General features: G+C 57.9%; 14 protein-coding genes and 1 other annotated feature. Of the genes, 10 read left to right on the top strand and 4 right to left on the bottom strand.

Going from position 1 to position 15,357, the window contains the following annotated elements:
• Position 1: 1 nt before the first annotated feature.
• Together rsmS and priC are read right to left on the bottom strand one after the other, a co-directional pair.
• A complete protein-coding gene (gene rsmS / locus IM304_RS16705) occupies positions 2–187 on the bottom strand; it encodes a pleiotropic regulatory protein RsmS (protein ID WP_193355653.1) in 186 nt (61 codons plus the stop codon).
• Positions 188–201: 14 nt separating this feature from the next.
• Complete coding sequence (gene priC, locus IM304_RS16700; protein WP_193355652.1) at positions 202–729, bottom strand: primosomal replication protein N''; 528 nt, start codon at positions 727–729, stop codon at positions 202–204.
• 50 nt (positions 730–779) lie between these two features.
• Between priC and IM304_RS16695 the strand changes: the two genes are divergently transcribed.
• The 9 genes from IM304_RS16695 (at position 780) to IM304_RS16655 (ending at position 10,181) form a co-directional block, all read left to right on the top strand.
• On the top strand, positions 780–1,157 hold the full coding sequence (locus IM304_RS16695) for a DUF454 family protein (RefSeq protein ID WP_148420315.1): 378 nt from the start codon (positions 780–782) through the stop codon (positions 1,155–1,157).
• Between the two features lie 151 nt (positions 1,158–1,308).
• Entirely contained in the window at positions 1,309–1,860 is a 552-nt protein-coding gene (gene apt / locus IM304_RS16690; protein ID WP_000127359.1) for an adenine phosphoribosyltransferase, read from the top strand.
• A gap of 88 nt (positions 1,861–1,948) precedes the next feature.
• The gene (gene dnaX / locus IM304_RS16685) at positions 1,949–3,877 is read left to right on the top strand and encodes a DNA polymerase III subunit gamma/tau (RefSeq protein WP_193355651.1); all 1,929 of its coding nucleotides are present in this window, start codon (positions 1,949–1,951) and stop codon (positions 3,875–3,877) included.
• Positions 3,207–3,271 (top strand) — a sequence feature (DnaX frameshifting element). Its footprint overlaps the gene before it by 65 nt.
• Before the next feature lie 53 nt (positions 3,878–3,930).
• A complete protein-coding gene (locus IM304_RS16680; protein ID WP_003858972.1) occupies positions 3,931–4,263 on the top strand; it encodes a YbaB/EbfC family nucleoid-associated protein in 333 nt (110 codons plus the stop codon).
• The gene (gene recR, locus IM304_RS16675; protein WP_006809843.1) at positions 4,263–4,868 is read left to right on the top strand and encodes a recombination mediator RecR; all 606 of its coding nucleotides are present in this window, start codon (positions 4,263–4,265) and stop codon (positions 4,866–4,868) included. Before IM304_RS16680 ends, recR begins: the two co-directional genes overlap by 1 nt.
• A gap of 110 nt (positions 4,869–4,978) precedes the next feature.
• Positions 4,979–6,853, top strand: coding sequence for a molecular chaperone HtpG (gene htpG, locus IM304_RS16670; protein ID WP_193355650.1), 1,875 nt, complete (start codon positions 4,979–4,981; stop codon positions 6,851–6,853).
• A gap of 229 nt (positions 6,854–7,082) precedes the next feature.
• Entirely contained in the window at positions 7,083–7,727 is a 645-nt protein-coding gene (gene adk, locus IM304_RS16665) for an adenylate kinase (RefSeq protein ID WP_022647279.1), read from the top strand.
• Between the two features lie 124 nt (positions 7,728–7,851).
• On the top strand, positions 7,852–8,814 hold the full coding sequence (gene hemH, locus IM304_RS16660; protein ID WP_148420318.1) for a ferrochelatase: 963 nt from the start codon (positions 7,852–7,854) through the stop codon (positions 8,812–8,814).
• A 62-nt stretch (positions 8,815–8,876) separates the two neighbouring features.
• The gene (locus tag IM304_RS16655) at positions 8,877–10,181 is read left to right on the top strand and encodes an inosine/guanosine kinase (protein WP_193355649.1); all 1,305 of its coding nucleotides are present in this window, start codon (positions 8,877–8,879) and stop codon (positions 10,179–10,181) included.
• Between the two features lie 114 nt (positions 10,182–10,295).
• Here the strand turns inward: IM304_RS16655 and ybaL are convergent, their stop codons facing one another.
• Together ybaL and IM304_RS16645 are read right to left on the bottom strand one after the other, a co-directional pair.
• Positions 10,296–11,972 (bottom strand): YbaL family putative K(+) efflux transporter, encoded by a 1,677-nt coding sequence (ybaL, locus tag IM304_RS16650; protein WP_148420320.1) that lies wholly within the window; start codon positions 11,970–11,972, stop codon positions 10,296–10,298.
• Between the two features lie 232 nt (positions 11,973–12,204).
• Positions 12,205–13,413 (bottom strand): MFS transporter, encoded by a 1,209-nt coding sequence (locus IM304_RS16645; protein ID WP_193355648.1) that lies wholly within the window; start codon positions 13,411–13,413, stop codon positions 12,205–12,207.
• A 164-nt stretch (positions 13,414–13,577) separates the two neighbouring features.
• Here IM304_RS16645 and ushA point away from each other — a divergent pair, with 164 nt between their 5' ends.
• Positions 13,578–15,230 (top strand): bifunctional UDP-sugar hydrolase/5'-nucleotidase UshA, encoded by a 1,653-nt coding sequence (ushA, locus tag IM304_RS16640; RefSeq protein ID WP_193355647.1) that lies wholly within the window; start codon positions 13,578–13,580, stop codon positions 15,228–15,230.
• Positions 15,231–15,357 lie beyond the last annotated feature (127 nt).

The raw sequence follows: 15,357 nt of genomic DNA, 5'->3' as shown, positions 1-15,357 counted from the left end.
ACTATTTTCCCTCTCCCTGTGGGAGAGGGTTAGGGTGAGGGCAATCGGCCTTCACCTTTCCCTCAAAATCACGCCGCACAATCTCCAGCGCCTTAAGCACCGTCTCCGCCGGGATCTCATGATTCTCCAGCAGCATAATTAAATCGACGGCCAGCTTGACCTCGTCGGGTGCATTTTCCAGTGACATCAGTGTGGCTCCTGTTAACGGGTCAGGCGTTCAATCACGCGTTCAATCTCATCCAGCGCCTGGCGGCAGCGGACGATGCGGCCTTCCAGCGCGCTGATTTCACGCATTAACAACTGCTGCTCTTCCAGCGTTTCGCTGTCGTTCAGGCGGGCTTCGCGCTCGCGCTTCATCTCATACAAGCGGCGCTCAAACTCCTGGTTTTCCAGCCGCCTGCGCTGCCATTTGCCGAGGCCCGGCGAGGCGCTGTCCCAGGCGCGTAGCGGCCAGGCGGTGATTTCGCGATGCAGGGCAGCGATCTGCTCGGCCAGATGCTCCGCAAGCCACGCCACCTGTTCCCGCTGTTCACCCTCGACCGCATGGCGAAGCTCGTCAAGGCTCGTCTGCGCCTCAGCAAGGTAATCCTGAAGGACGGTGCTGCGGGTGCGGAAAAGCTGTCGGTCAAAGCGCGGTTTCAGCGTGGCATGTCCCATCAGCGGTGTGGCCTGCGCGCGCAGAGCGATCAGCTGATTTTGCAGCTTCTCAAGAAGCAGTGCTGTTTTCAATGCGCTCTCCAGTGGTAAAGTAGCCGTTCAGTTTGATAACGATTCGCATTATGCAGCGTACTATTTTAATCATCATTGGCTGGCTCGCGGTAGTGCTGGGTACGCTGGGCGTGGTTTTGCCCTTGCTGCCGACCACCCCGTTTATCCTGCTGGCGGCCTGGTGCTTCGCCCGCTCGTCGCCGCGTTTTCACCACTGGCTGCTGTACCGCTCGTGGTTTGGCGGCTACCTGCGCTACTGGCAAAAACACCGGGCAATGCCGCCCGGAGCCAAGCCGCGCGCCATTGTCTTCATACTTATCACCTTCGCCGTCTCGCTATGGCTGGTGAAAATGATGTGGGTACGCGTTCTGCTGCTGGCGATCCTGGCATGTCTGCTGATCTTTATGTGGCGGATCCCGGTGGTTGATGAAAAGCAACAAAAGCACTGAAGCCTCATCATGGCTGTTGCAATTATGGCGCACAGCCAGTAAATTCGACCGTTTTCGAGCACAGGTGCGCCTGGTCAAAGGTTAAACAACTTTTACTTTGACCGACTCGTCGCGCGCCGTGAGTAACACTGTTTCATTTAGGCACAAACCGATGACCGCAACTGCACAGCAGCTTGAATATCTGAAAAACAGCATCAAAAGTATCCAGGACTATCCGAAACCTGGCATTCTTTTCCGCGATGTCACCAGCTTGCTGGAAGACCCGAAAGCGTACGCGCTCAGCATTGAACTGCTGGTAGAGCGTTATAAAAACGCCGGGATCACCAAAGTAGTAGGTACCGAAGCCCGTGGCTTCCTGTTTGGCGCTCCGGTTGCGCTGGCAATGGGTGTGGGCTTTGTGCCGGTGCGTAAGCCGCGCAAACTGCCGCGTGAAACCATCGCTGAGAGCTACGAGCTGGAGTACGGCACCGATCAGCTGGAAATCCACGTTGACGCTATCAAGCCAGGCGACAAAGTGCTGGTGGTTGACGATCTGCTGGCAACCGGCGGTACTATCGAAGCGACCGTGAAGCTGATTCGTCGTCTGGGTGGTGAAGTGACCGACGCGGCATTCATCATCAACCTGTTCGATCTTGGCGGCGAACAGCGCCTGGAAAAACAGGGCATTACCAGCTACAGCCTGGTGCCATTCCCGGGTCATTAATCCCGTTTCTCACAACCTCGCTCAATGGGTGAGGTTGTGATAGCATTCCCCTCCATTAATTCACCTTCCAGCGTTGCAGAGCCTGCCCATGAGTTATCAGGTGTTAGCCCGTAAATGGCGACCACAAACCTTTGCTGACGTTGTCGGTCAGGAACATGTGCTGACGGCCCTGGCGAACGGCTTGTCGCTAGGTCGCATCCATCACGCCTATCTTTTTTCCGGCACCCGCGGCGTCGGTAAAACCTCCATTGCCCGCCTGCTGGCAAAAGGTCTGAACTGCGAAACCGGGATCACCGCCACCCCGTGCGGCGTATGCGATAACTGCCGCGAGATCGAGCAGGGGCGTTTTGTCGATCTGATCGAGATTGACGCCGCCTCGCGCACCAAGGTGGAAGACACCCGCGATCTGCTCGACAACGTGCAGTACGCCCCGGCGCGCGGCCGCTTCAAGGTCTATCTGATCGATGAAGTGCACATGCTGTCGCGCCACAGCTTTAACGCCCTGCTGAAAACGCTGGAAGAGCCGCCTGCGCACGTGAAGTTCCTGCTGGCGACCACCGATCCGCAAAAGCTGCCGGTCACGATCCTGTCGCGCTGCCTGCAGTTCCACCTGAAGGCGCTGGACGTCGAGCAGATCCGCGCTCAGCTTGAGCACATTCTCGATGAAGAGAAGATTGTCCACGAGCCGCGCGCGCTTCAGCTGCTGGCCCGCGCGGCTGACGGCAGCCTGCGTGATGCGCTGAGCCTCACCGACCAGGCCATTTCCAGCGGTGACGGTAAACTTTCTACCGACGCGGTCAGCACCATGCTCGGCACGCTGGATGACGACCAGGCGCTCTCGCTTATCGAAGCGATGATTGCCGCCAACGGTGAGCGGGTGATGTCGCTCGTCAACGCCGCCGCTGCCCGCGGCGTCGAATGGGAAGCGCTGCTGGTCGAAATGCTCAGCCTGCTGCACCGCGTGGCGATGCTGCAGCTGTCTCCGTCGGCCATCGGCGCGGACATGGCGACCATTGAACAGCGGATGCGTGAACTTGCGCGAACCGTGCCGCCGGCTGACGTACAGCTTTATTATCAGACGCTGCTGATTGGCCGCAAAGAGCTGCCGTTTGCCCCGGATCGCCGGATGGGCGTTGAAATGACGCTGCTGCGCGCGCTGGCCTTCCATCCGCGCATGCCGTTGCCGGAGCCGGAAGCTCCCCGGCAGTCCTTTGCGCCGGTCGCCCCGACCGCGGTGATGTCACCGCAGCAGGTGCCACCGCAGCCGACGCCGCCTCCGCCGCAAAACGTGCCGCTGTCGGATGCCACCAGTTCGGTGCTTGCCGCACGAAGCCAGCTGCAGCGTGCGCAGGGAGCAACCAAACCAAAAAAGAGTGAACCGGCAGCGCCAGGAAGAGCGCGGCCGGTGAACAACGCCGCGCTTGAACGACTGGCCTCGGTAACGGAGCGCGTGCAGTCGCGCCCGGCGCCGTCCGCGCTCGAGCAGAAAGCCCCGGCAAAAGAAGAGGCTTACCGCTGGAAGGCGACCACCGTTGTTGAAACGGTCAAGGAAGTGGTCGCCACGCCGAAGGCGCTGAAAAAGGCGCTGGAGCATAAAAAAACGCCGGAGCTGTCCGCGAAGCTGGCCGAAGAGTCCATCGAGCGCGACGCCTGGGCCGCTGAGGTCAGCAAACTTCAGCTGCCGAAGCTGGTGGAGCAGGTCGCGCTGAACGCCTGGAAAGAGCAGGACGGCAATCAGGTGCGTCTGCACCTGCGCCCGGGCCAGCGGCACCTCAATTCCCCCGGCGCACAAAAGGCGCTGGCCGAGGCGCTCGCCACATTGCAGGGCTCGCCGGTTGAATTGACTATCATTGAAGATGATAATCCGGCGGTGCGCACGCCGCTGGAGTGGCGACAGGCCATTTATGAAGAGAAGCTCGCGCAGGCGCGCGAGTCGATTATCGCGGATAACAACATCCAGACCCTGCGCCGGTTCTTCGACGCGGACCTGGATGAAGAGAGTATTCGCCCCATTTGATCGTGAGTCTGACTTACGGTTGTAATCCTTAACGTGAAAGAAGAGAGAAGCCTATGTTTGGTGGAAAAGGCGGTCTGGGTGGCCTGATGAAGCAGGCTCAGCAGATGCAGGAAAAAATGCAGAAGATGCAGGAAGAGATCGCTCAGCTGGAAGTCACGGGCGAATCCGGTGCCGGTCTGGTCAAGGTGACCATCAACGGTGCGCACAACTGCCGTCGCGTTGAAATTGACCCAAGCCTGCTCGAAGACGACAAAGAGATGCTGGAAGATCTGGTTGCAGCCGCATTCAACGATGCCGCTCGCCGTATCGACGAAACCCAGAAAGAGAAAATGGCCTCTGTTTCCAGCGGTATGCAGCTGCCGCCGGGCTTTAAGATGCCATTCTGATGCAAACCAGTCCGCTGCTCACGCAGTTAATGGAAGCGCTGCGCTGCCTGCCGGGCGTTGGCCCTAAGTCGGCGCAGCGCATGGCGTTTACGCTATTGCAGCGCGACCGCAGCGGCGGGATGCGCCTGGCGCAGGCTCTGACCCGCGCCATGTCAGAAATTGGTCACTGTGCGGACTGCCGTACCTTTACCGAGCAGGACGTGTGTAACATCTGCACGAACCCGCGCCGTCAGGAAAACGGCCAGATTTGCGTGGTGGAGAGTCCAGCGGACATCTACGCCATTGAGCAAACCGGGCAGTTTTCCGGCCGCTATTTCGTGCTGATGGGGCATCTCTCCCCGCTGGACGGCATCGGCCCGGACGATATCGGTCTCGATCGCCTGGAACAGCGCCTTGAATCGGAAACGATCAAAGAGGTGATCCTCGCCACCAACCCGACGGTGGAAGGGGAAGCCACGGCCAACTATATCGCCGAGCTGTGCGCGCAGTACGGCGTTGACGCCAGCCGCATCGCCCACGGCGTGCCGGTTGGCGGAGAGCTGGAGATGGTCGACGGCACCACGCTGTCGCACTCTCTGGCCGGACGCCATAAGATTATTTTCTGACCAAACGGAGGCTGCGCGCGCGGCCTCCGCTTGAAAATTTCCCCCCTTATCCCCATCTCTCACTCAACGTTTTACAACCCCATTAAATGGCATTGTTGAGGTCGACTTAGATGAAAGGACAAGAAACCCGTGGTTTCCAGTCAGAAGTAAAACAGCTTCTGCATCTGATGATCCATTCCCTGTATTCCAACAAAGAAATTTTCCTGCGTGAGCTGATTTCCAACGCCTCCGATGCGGCGGACAAGCTGCGCTTCCGCGCGCTGTCCAACCCGGATCTGTATGAAGGCGACGGCGAGCTGCGCGTGCGCGTCTCTTTCAATAAAGAGAACCGCACCCTGACCATTGCCGATAACGGTATTGGTATGAACCGCGACGAGGTGATCGACCATCTCGGGACCATCGCTAAATCCGGCACCAAAGCGTTCCTCGAGTCCATGGGCTCTGACCAGGCAAAAGACAGCCAGCTGATCGGCCAGTTCGGCGTTGGCTTCTACTCGGCGTTCATCGTGGCGGACAAAGTCACCGTGCGCACCCGTGCGGCGGGCGACAGCGCCGAGAACGGCGTGCTGTGGGAATCCAAAGGGGAAGGCGAATACACCGTTGATGACATCACCAAAGCGGATCGCGGCACCGAAATCACCCTGCACCTGCGTGAAGGCGAAGATGATTTCCTGAACGACTGGCGCGTGCGCTCCATCATCAGCAAATATTCCGACCACATTGCGCTGCCGGTAGAGATTGAAAAACAGGAAGAAAAAGACGGTGAAACCGTGGTTTCCTGGGAGAAAATCAACAAGGCCCAGGCGCTGTGGACGCGCAGCAAGTCTGAGATTAAAGACGAAGAGTACAACGAGTTCTACAAGCACATCGCCCACAACTTTACCAATCCGCTGACCTGGAGCCACAACCGCGTGGAAGGCAAGCAGGAGTACACCAGCCTGCTCTATATCCCTGCGCAGGCGCCGTGGGACATGTGGAACCGCGATCACAAGCACGGCCTGAAGCTGTACGTGCAGCGCGTGTTCATTATGGACGATGCCGAGCAGTTCATGCCGAACTACCTGCGCTTTGTACGTGGCCTGATAGATTCCAACGATCTGCCGCTGAACGTCTCCCGTGAAATTTTGCAGGACAGCACCGTCACCCGCAACCTGCGTAACGCCCTGACCAAACGTGCGCTGCAGATGCTGGAAAAACTGGCGAAAGACGATGCGGAAAAATACCAGACCTTCTGGAAACAGTTCGGCCTGGTGCTGAAAGAAGGCCCGGCGGAAGATACCGCGAACGTGGAGGCTATCGCTAAGCTGCTGCGCTTCGCCTCTACGCACAACGACTCCTCCGCGCAGACCGTGTCGCTGGAAGAGTACGTCTCCCGCATGAAGGAAGGGCAGGAGAAGATCTACTACATCACTGCCGACAGCTACGCGGCAGCGAAGAGCAGCCCGCATCTGGAGCTGCTGCGTAAGAAAGGCATCGAAGTGCTGCTGCTTTCTGACCGCATCGACGAATGGATGATGAACTACCTGACCGAGTTCGACGGTAAATCCTTCCAGTCCGTTGCCAAAGCCGACGAATCTATTGACAAGCTGGCGGACGAGGTGGATGAAAGCGCGAAAGAAGCCGAGAAGGCGCTGGAGCCGTTCGTTGAGCGCGTGAAAACCCTGCTGGGCGACCGCGTTAAAGAGGTGCGCTTCACGCACCGTCTGACCGATACCCCGGCCATCGTCACGACCGATGCGGATGAAATGAGCACCCAGATGGCGAAACTGTTCGCCGCGGCGGGCCAGGCGGTGCCGGAAGTGAAATATATCTTCGAGCTGAACCCGGATCATCCGCTGGTGAAACGCGCGGCGGATACCCAGGACGACGCGCGCTTCGCCGAGTGGGTTGAACTGCTGCTGGATCAGTCTCTGCTGGCCGAGCGCGGCACGCTGGAAGATCCTAACCTGTTCATTAAACGCGTGAATGCGCTGCTGCTGGCGTAATTTAACACCTGCCCCTCACCCTGGCCCTCTCCCCAAAGGGGAGAGGGTATAATCGTCCCCTCTCCCCTTTGGGGAGAGGGTTAGGGTGAGGAGGCATTCTCGCACTCACCCAAATTATCTCCCCTCGTTAACCGTTTCAGCTTCCCCGCCTTCCTTGAGCGATACCCGTTCTGGTGGTATTGTTTAGCGCTTTTGAAAAATTGAATCGACATTTGAGGGGATTTTCGCAATGCGTATTATTCTGCTTGGCGCTCCGGGCGCGGGTAAGGGAACTCAGGCTCAGTTCATCATGGAGAAATACGGTATTCCGCAAATCTCTACCGGTGACATGCTGCGTGCCGCTGTTAAATCTGGCTCCGAGCTGGGCAAACAAGCTAAAGACATCATGGACGCAGGCAAGCTGGTAACCGATGAACTGGTTATCGCGCTGGTTAAAGAGCGCATTGCGCAGGAAGACTGCCGCAACGGTTTCCTGCTGGACGGCTTCCCGCGCACCATTCCTCAGGCTGACGCCATGAAAGAAGCGGGCATCAACGTGGACTACGTGCTGGAGTTCGACGTGCCGGACGAGCTGATCGTTGACCGTATCGTTGGCCGCCGCGTGCACGCTGCCTCTGGCCGCGTTTACCACATCAAATTCAACCCGCCTAAGGTTGAAGGCAAAGACGACGTGACCGGCGAAGAGCTGACCACCCGTAAAGACGATCAGGAAGAGACCGTGCGTAAGCGCCTGGTGGAATACCATCAGATGACCGCTCCGCTGATCGGCTACTACTCCAAAGAAGCGCAGGCGGGTAACACCAAATACGCAAAAGTTGACGGCACCAAAGCCGTGGCTGACGTACGTGCAGAGCTGGAAAAGATCCTCGGCTAACGGCATCCCTCTCACCCGGACTCCCGGGTGAGAAAAATTCTCATCTTGCCTATTACAGCAATGGGTTTCGTTTAAACGCATTTCCGCTACAATTGACAACCTATCAAATGGTTAAGAGGCGTGAATGAGTCAGGCGAAAACCGGCATCCTGCTTGCCAATCTGGGTACCCCAGAAGCACCTACTCCAGCGGCGGTAAAACGCTACCTGCGACAATTTTTAAGCGACACGCGCGTCGTGGATACGCCAAGGCTGCTGTGGTGGCCACTGCTGCGCGGTGTCATTCTGCCGATTCGTTCGCCGCGCGTGGCAAAGCTCTACCAGTCCGTGTGGATGGAAGAGGGCTCGCCGCTGATGGTCTACAGCCGTCGTCAGGAGAAAGCGCTGGCCGCCCGCCTGCCGGACATGCCCGTAGCTCTCGGCATGAGCTACGGCAAGCCCTCCCTTGAGAGCGCCGTAGACGCGCTGCTGGCCCAGGGCGTAGAGCATATCGTGGTGCTGGCTCTGTATCCGCAGTACTCCTGCTCCACGGTAGCGGCAGTGTGGGACGAACTGGCCCGCATTCTGGCGACCCGTCGCCGTATTCCGGGGGTTACCTTTATTCGCGACTACGCTGATAACGAGTTGTATATTAAAGCCCTTGCCAGCAGCGCGCGCGCGTCGTTTGAAAAACACGGCGAGCCGGATCTGCTGCTGCTCTCCTATCACGGCATTCCGCAGCGTTTCGCTAACGAAGGGGATGATTATCCCCAGCGCTGTCGCGATACCACCCGCGAACTGGTGTCCGCCCTCGGCCTGCCGCCGGAGAAGGTGATGATGACCTTCCAGTCGCGCTTTGGGCGCGAGCCGTGGCTAACCCCATACACCGATGAAACCCTCAAGATGCTGGGCGAAAAGGGCGTGAAGCATATTCAGGTGATGTCGCCGGGCTTCTCGGCGGACTGTCTGGAAACGCTGGAGGAGATTGCCGTCCAGAACAAAGAGTTCTTCATGGAGGCTGGCGGAACGAAATACGAGTATATTCCTGCGCTTAACGACTCCCCTGAACACATTGACATGATGGTGTCGCTGGTCACCACCAGCCGCTGATCGCGTTAACGGCCGGGTTTGTGCTACCATTCCCGGCCCGTATTCAATGCACAGTTCAGACCATGAAATTTCCCGGTAAACGCAAGTCCAAACACTATTTCCCTGTCGATGCCCGCGATCCGCTGCTTCAGCAAATTCAGCCAGAAAGCGAAACCAGCGCTGCCTGGGTGGTTGGTATCGATCAGACGCTGGTGGATATTGAAGCCAAAGTGGATGATGCGTTTGTCGCACGTTACGGTCTGAGCGCCGGGCACTCGCTGGTGATTGAGGACGACGTTGCCGAGGCGCTGTACCAGGAGCTGGTGCGCGAAAATCTCATTACCCACCAGTTTGCCGGCGGAACCATCGGCAACACCATGCACAACTATTCCGTACTGGCTGATGACCGCTCGGTCCTGCTCGGCGTGATGTGCAGCAATATCGAAATCGGTGGCTATGCCTACCGCTACCTGTGCAATACCTCCAGCCGTACCGATCTGAACTATCTGCAGGGCGTTGACGGGCCGATTGGCCGCTGCTTTACGCTGATTAGCGATTCTGGCGAACGTACCTTTGCCATCAGCCCGGGCCATATGAACCAGCTGCGCGCTGACAGCATTCCTGAAGAGGTGATTGCGGGCGCGTCTGCACTGGTGCTGACCTCCTATCTGGTGCGCTGCAAGCCGGGCGAGCCGATGCTGGAAGCGACCATGAAGGCGGTAGAGTATGCGAAGAAATACAACGTGCCGGTGGTGCTGACGCTGGGCACGAAATTTGTCATCGCCGACAACCCGGAGTGGTGGCAGGCCTTCCTGAAAGAGCACGTCTCCATTCTGGCGATGAACGAAGAAGAAGCCGAAGCGTTGACCGGCGAGAGCGATCCGCTGCTGGCGTCTGATAAGGCGCTGGACTGGGTGGATCTGGTGCTCTGCACTGCCGGCCCGGTCGGGCTGTACATGGCGGGCTTCACGGAAGAGGAGAGCAAGCGCAAAACCCAGCATCCGCTGCTGCCGGGAGCGATTGCCGAATTTAACCAGTACGAGTTCAGCCGCGCCATGCGTCATAAAGACTGCATCAATCCGCTGCGTATTTTCTCCCACATCGCACCGTACATGGGCGGACCTGAGAAGATCATGAACACCAACGGCGCGGGCGATGGCGCGCTGGCCGCGCTGCTGCACGACATTACCGCTAACGCCTACCACAAAACTAACGTGCCAAACTCCAGCAAGCACCGGTTCAGCTGGCTGACCTACTCCTCGCTGGCGCAGGTGTGTAAGTACGCGAACCGCGTGAGCTATCAGGTGCTGAACCAGCATTCGCCGCGCTTAACGCGCGGACTGCCGGAGCGGGAAGACAGCCTCGAAGAGGCGTACTGGGACAGATAAAAGAAGACCCCTCACCCTAACCCTCTCCCACAGGGGAGAGGGGATAGCACAGAGCCGTCTTTTCGCCCTCGCCCCTGTGGGGAGAGGGCGGGGTGAGGGGACCCGCAGCAAAACTTAACCCGTCACCGCCTCAGCAACCGGCGGTTTCGCCAGCAGCGTCAGCATCGTGTTCGCGATCTCACGCTCGCCCATCACCACCTGATTCGCGCCGCGCTCGGTAATGTACTCCACTTCGTCGTCATAATGGGCGCGGGCAATAATCTCAATATTCGGGCATTTCTCTCGCGCCGTGGCCACAATCTCGCCGGCCTCATAGCCGTTCGGAATGGTTAGCAGCAGCCAGCGGGCGCAGTCGAGGTGCGCGAGATTCATAATCTCTTCGTTCGCCGCATTGCCGAGCACCGCACGGATACCGCGCTCGCGCAGCTCGTCCACGCGGGTACGGGAGGTTTCAATGACCACCAGCGGAATACCCTGCTCGATTAGCTTCTCACCCAGCAGGCTGCCGACGCGGCCAAAACCGACCAGCAGCGCGTGGTTGCAGATATCCACGGGGATCTGCTTCTCCTCCTCGATTGCCTCTTCCAGGGTCTGCTCTTCGAGGGTTTCGGTCTTCTCGAGGTATTTCTCCAGCAGGGCAAACAGCACCGGGTTCAGCATGATGGAGAGGATCGCCCCCGCCAGCACCAGGTTTTGTCCCGCCTGCGGCAGCAGGTCTAACGCCATACCCAGACCGGCCAGAATAAAGGCAAACTCGCCAATCTGCGCCAGGCTGGCGGCGATGGTCAGCGCCGTGCGCGGCGAGTGGCCGAACATCCGCACCAGGAAGAAGGCGGCAGCGGACTTACCAAAGATGATGATCGCCAGCGTGCCCAGCACGGCCAGCGGCTGCTGGATAAGCACCATCGGGTCAAACAGCATCCCGACGGAGACAAAGAACAGGACCGCAAACGCATCACGCAGCGGAAGGGTGTCATGCGCGGCGCGGTGGCTCAGCTCGGATTCGTTCAGCACCATCCCGGCAAAGAACGCGCCCAGCGCGAAGGAGACGTCAAACAGCTCTACGGCGCCAAAGGCAATACCCAGCGCCAGCGCAAGGACGGAGAGCGTAAACAGCTCACGCGAACCGGTGGCGGCGCTGCGGGACATGATCCACGGGACCAGACGGCGGCCCACCAGCATCATGATGGCGATAAACGCGACAACCTTACCGATGGTAATGCTCATATCCAGCGCCAGCGAGGCGAAGCCGACGTTGTCTTTTTCCATCATTCCGGCGACGGCGGGCAGCAGCACCAGCGTCAGCACCATCACCAGATCTTCCACAATCAGCCAGCCTATCGCGATTTGTCCGCGCTGGCTGTCTATCAGCTGCCTCTCTTCAAGCGCGCGCAGCAGCACCACGGTACTGGCGGTTGAAAGACACAGCCCAAATACGATACCGGTCATCAGCGACCAGTCCAGCACCGCGGAAAGCGCCATCCCCAGCAGCGTCGCTACCCCTATCTGAGCGATAGCTCCCGGTATGGCGATCGACTTTACCGCCATCAGATCCTTGAGTGAAAAATGCAGACCTACGCCAAACATCAGCAGGATCACGCCTAATTCCGCCAGTTCAGGTGCCAGCTTGGTATCTGCCACGAAACCGGGCGTGAAGGGCCCCGCCAGTACACCCGCTAACAGATAGCCGACAAGAGGGGAGATACGCAGTTTGTTGGCAATCATGCCGAGAATAAAAGCGAGCACAAGTCCACCAACAATGGTGGTAATAAGCGGTGTGGCGTGGTGCATTCCGTCTCCTTTCGTGGTGAGTGATCCATTTTTGGCGTAAATACCAAAAAGCCGAGTAATAGTTTATGACAATTTTTACGCTTATGTTTATGAATAATTGTTGAAATCAGAATAAAAGAGCAATAAGCGTGAAAAAGGGCAGGTTTTGGTAAATTTGCAGAGGGGAGGGAGAGGAAAGCCTTATGGCATCAGGTTATCCGGCTGCCAAAGTTTAACTTTGGCAGCCGGGAAACTACGCTTTATGACGGTTGTCAGGCAGGAATATGGTCAACATCCCCAGAAGTGGCAGGAAAGCGCAGATTTTGTAAACCAGGAAGATGCTGGTATGGTCCGCAACCATCCCTAACACAGCGGCTCCAAGGCCACCCATGCCAAAGGCGAAGCCGAAAAACAGCCCGGAAACCATACCGATACGTCCCGGCAGAAGCTCCTGCGCGTAAACCAGAATGGCTGAGAAGGCCGATGCCAGTATAAATCCAATGATCACCGTTAAAATGCCGGTCCATTCCAGGCTGGCGTACGGTAAAACAAGCGTAAACGGCGCAACGCCGAGGATAGAGCCCCAAATCACATATTTACGCCCAATTTTATCTCCCACGGGCCCGCCAATCACCGTGCCTGCCGCCACCGCAAACAGGAAGGCAAACAGGTGAAACTGAGCGTTTTGTACCGATAATCCGAATTTTTGCATCAGATAGAAGGTGTAATAGCTGCTGATGCTCGCCATGTAGAAATATTTGGAGAAAATCAGCACCAGCAGCACGCTGACCGCGAGGATCACCTTATTGCGCGGGAGCGGATTGGCGACCTTCGCCACCGGCTTACCCTTGTTCACGCGATGCTGTGCGGCATACCAGCGGCTGATTTGCGCCAGGACAACAATCGCCAGCAGCGCGGCCAGCACAAACCACGCGACGTTGCCTTTACCGTAAGGGGCAATAATCACCGCCGCCAGCAGGGGGCCTAAGGAGCTGCCAAAGTTGCCGCCCACCTGGAACAGCGACTGCGCCAGCCCGTGCCGCCCGCCGGAGGCCATCCGCGCCACGCGGGACGATTCCGGGTGGAATACCGATGAACCGGTTCCCACCAGCGCCGCGGCAACCAGCACCGCCTCAAAGCTGCCCGCCATGGCCAGCAGCACCAGCCCGCTCAGGGTGAAGCACATGCCGATGGGCAGCGACCACGGCATCGGGTATTTGTCCGTCCAGTAGCCCACCACCGGCTGCAGCAGCGAAGAGGCGAGCTGGAAGGTCAGGGTGATCATGCCGATCTGGACAAAGGTTAAGGAAAACTCGGACTGCAACAGCGGATAAATCGCCAGAATCAGCGACTGGATCATGTCGTTGAGCAGATGTGAGAGACTGATGGCGCCTAAGACCTTAAAGGAGGTGCGCGACGCCGGAGCGCCCTGGACGGGCTGGGTTGATTCACTGATTGCCATAAATACCACGTCGATTTGTTATTAGAGATGCAGGGTGTAATTATTATCCGACTAACATACCCGTCCGTGACATTTGAAGAAAGTCGCAATTCTGAAAACTTATTTGTCTATTCTTGTGAGTCACTGTAATTTTTGCGTTTGTCTATTGGTCAGGGAGAGAGAAGATGAAGTTAATGAAGCGTGGCGTCGCGCTGGCGCTCATCGCCGCATGGGGGCTGGCAAGCCTGCCCGCTCAGGCGTATGAAAAAGATAAAACCTATAAAATAACCATTCTGCATACTAACGATCATCACGGCCATTTCTGGCGCAGCGAATACGGTGAATATGGCCTGTCGGCGCAAAAAACGCTGGTGGACGGCATTCGCAAAGAGGTGGCGGCCCAGGGGGGCAGCGTGCTGCTGCTGTCGGGCGGGGATATCAATACCGGCGTACCGGAATCCGACTTACAGGATGCGGAGCCTGATTTCCGCGGCATGAATTTAATCGGTTACGACGCGATGGCCGTCGGAAACCACGAGTTTGATAATCCGCTGAGCGTATTGCGCCAGCAGGAGAAGTGGTCCAAATTCCCGTTCCTCTCCGCCAATATTTATCAGAAAAGCACCGGCGAACGCCTGTTTAAGCCCTGGGCGCTGTTCAAGCGTCAGGATCTGAAGATAGCGGTTATCGGATTAACAACCGACGACACGGCTAAAATTGGCAACCCTGAATATTTTACCGATATCGAATTCCGTAAACCGGCGGACGAGGCGAAGCTGGTTATTCGGGAATTGCAGCAGAATGAAAAACCGGACGTGATTATCGCCACCACCCACATGGGGCACTACGACAACGGTCAGCACGGCTCTAACGCGCCGGGCGACGTGGAGATGGCGCGCAGCCTCCCGGCTGGCTCGCTGTCGATGATTGTGGGCGGTCACTCTCAGGATCCGGTCTGTATGGCCTCTGAGAACAAAAAGCAGGTGGATTATGTGCCGGGCACGCCGTGCGCGCCGGATCGTCAGAACGGGATCTGGATTGTGCAGGCCCACGAGTGGGGCAAATACGTTGGCCGCGCGGATTTCGAGTTCCGTAACGGCGAGATGAAGCTGGTGCACTATCAGCTCATCCCGGTCAATCTGAAGAAAAAAGTGACCTACCCGGACGGTAAAAGCGAGCGCGTGCTTTATACCCCGGAAATCGCTGAAAACCAGCAGATGCTCTCCCTGCTGACGCCGTTCCAGAGCAAGGGTAAAGCGCAGCTGGATGTGAAGATCGGTACGCTTAACGGTCGCCTGGAAGGCGATCGCAGCAAAGTCCGCTTTGTGCAGACCAACATGGGGCGTCTGGTGCTGGCCGCGCAAATGGCGCGCACGAATGCGGACTTCGCCGTGATGAGCGGCGGCGGTATCCGCGATTCCATCGAAGGCGGAAACATCACCTACAAAGACGTGCTTAAAGTGCAGCCGTTTGGCAACGTGGTGGTTTATGCGGATATGAGCGGGAAAGAGGTCATTGACTACCTGACCGCCGTAGCGCAGATGAAGCCGGACTCCGGGGCGTATCCGCAGTTTGCTAACGTCAGCTTCGTGGCGAAGGACGGCAAGCTCAACGATCTCAAAATCAAAGGCGAGCCGGTCGATCCGGCGAAAACCTACCGTCTGGCAACGCTAAGCTTTAACGCCACCGGCGGCGATGGTTATCCGCATATTGATAACAAACCGGGCTACGTGAATACCGGCTTTATCGATGCGGAGGTGCTGAAGCAGTATATCCAGCAAAATTCCCCGATTGACGTGAACGCGTACGAGCCGAAGGGCGAGGTGAGCTGGCAGTAGCGTTGTGCGGCCTGATGCCCTCACTCCACCCCTCTCCCACCGGGCTGAGGGATCCCCACAAAATAATGCCTGCACGGAGGACCCCCTCTCCCTTGAGGGAGAGGGCTGGGGTGAGGGGGAACATATG

This window comes from Enterobacter cloacae complex sp. P40C2 (assembly GCF_014930695.1).
Lineage (GTDB): Bacteria > Pseudomonadota > Gammaproteobacteria > Enterobacterales > Enterobacteriaceae > Enterobacter > Enterobacter pasteurii.
The sequence above is the reverse complement of the archived record's forward strand: the minus strand, read 5'-3'. Positions and strand labels throughout refer to the sequence as shown.

Excerpts from the sequence above, each read along its gene's own strand:
- rsmS (WP_193355653.1), bottom strand. The coding sequence starts at position 187 with ATGTCACTGGAAAATGCACCCGACGAGGTCAAGCTGGCCGTCGATTTA.
- IM304_RS16695 (WP_148420315.1), top strand. The coding sequence starts at position 780 with ATGCAGCGTACTATTTTAATCATCATTGGCTGGCTCGCGGTAGTGCTG.
- apt (WP_000127359.1), top strand. The coding sequence starts at position 1,309 with ATGACCGCAACTGCACAGCAGCTTGAATATCTGAAAAACAGCATCAAA.
- dnaX (WP_193355651.1), top strand. The coding sequence starts at position 1,949 with ATGAGTTATCAGGTGTTAGCCCGTAAATGGCGACCACAAACCTTTGCT.
- IM304_RS16680 (WP_003858972.1), top strand. The coding sequence starts at position 3,931 with ATGTTTGGTGGAAAAGGCGGTCTGGGTGGCCTGATGAAGCAGGCTCAG.
- recR (WP_006809843.1), top strand. The coding sequence starts at position 4,263 with ATGCAAACCAGTCCGCTGCTCACGCAGTTAATGGAAGCGCTGCGCTGC.
- htpG (WP_193355650.1), top strand. The coding sequence starts at position 4,979 with ATGAAAGGACAAGAAACCCGTGGTTTCCAGTCAGAAGTAAAACAGCTT.
- adk (WP_022647279.1), top strand. The coding sequence starts at position 7,083 with ATGCGTATTATTCTGCTTGGCGCTCCGGGCGCGGGTAAGGGAACTCAG.
- hemH (WP_148420318.1), top strand. The coding sequence starts at position 7,852 with ATGAGTCAGGCGAAAACCGGCATCCTGCTTGCCAATCTGGGTACCCCA.
- IM304_RS16655 (WP_193355649.1), top strand. The coding sequence starts at position 8,877 with ATGAAATTTCCCGGTAAACGCAAGTCCAAACACTATTTCCCTGTCGAT.
- ybaL (WP_148420320.1), bottom strand. The coding sequence starts at position 11,972 with ATGCACCACGCCACACCGCTTATTACCACCATTGTTGGTGGACTTGTG.
- IM304_RS16645 (WP_193355648.1), bottom strand. The coding sequence starts at position 13,413 with ATGGCAATCAGTGAATCAACCCAGCCCGTCCAGGGCGCTCCGGCGTCG.
- ushA (WP_193355647.1), top strand. The coding sequence starts at position 13,578 with ATGAAGTTAATGAAGCGTGGCGTCGCGCTGGCGCTCATCGCCGCATGG.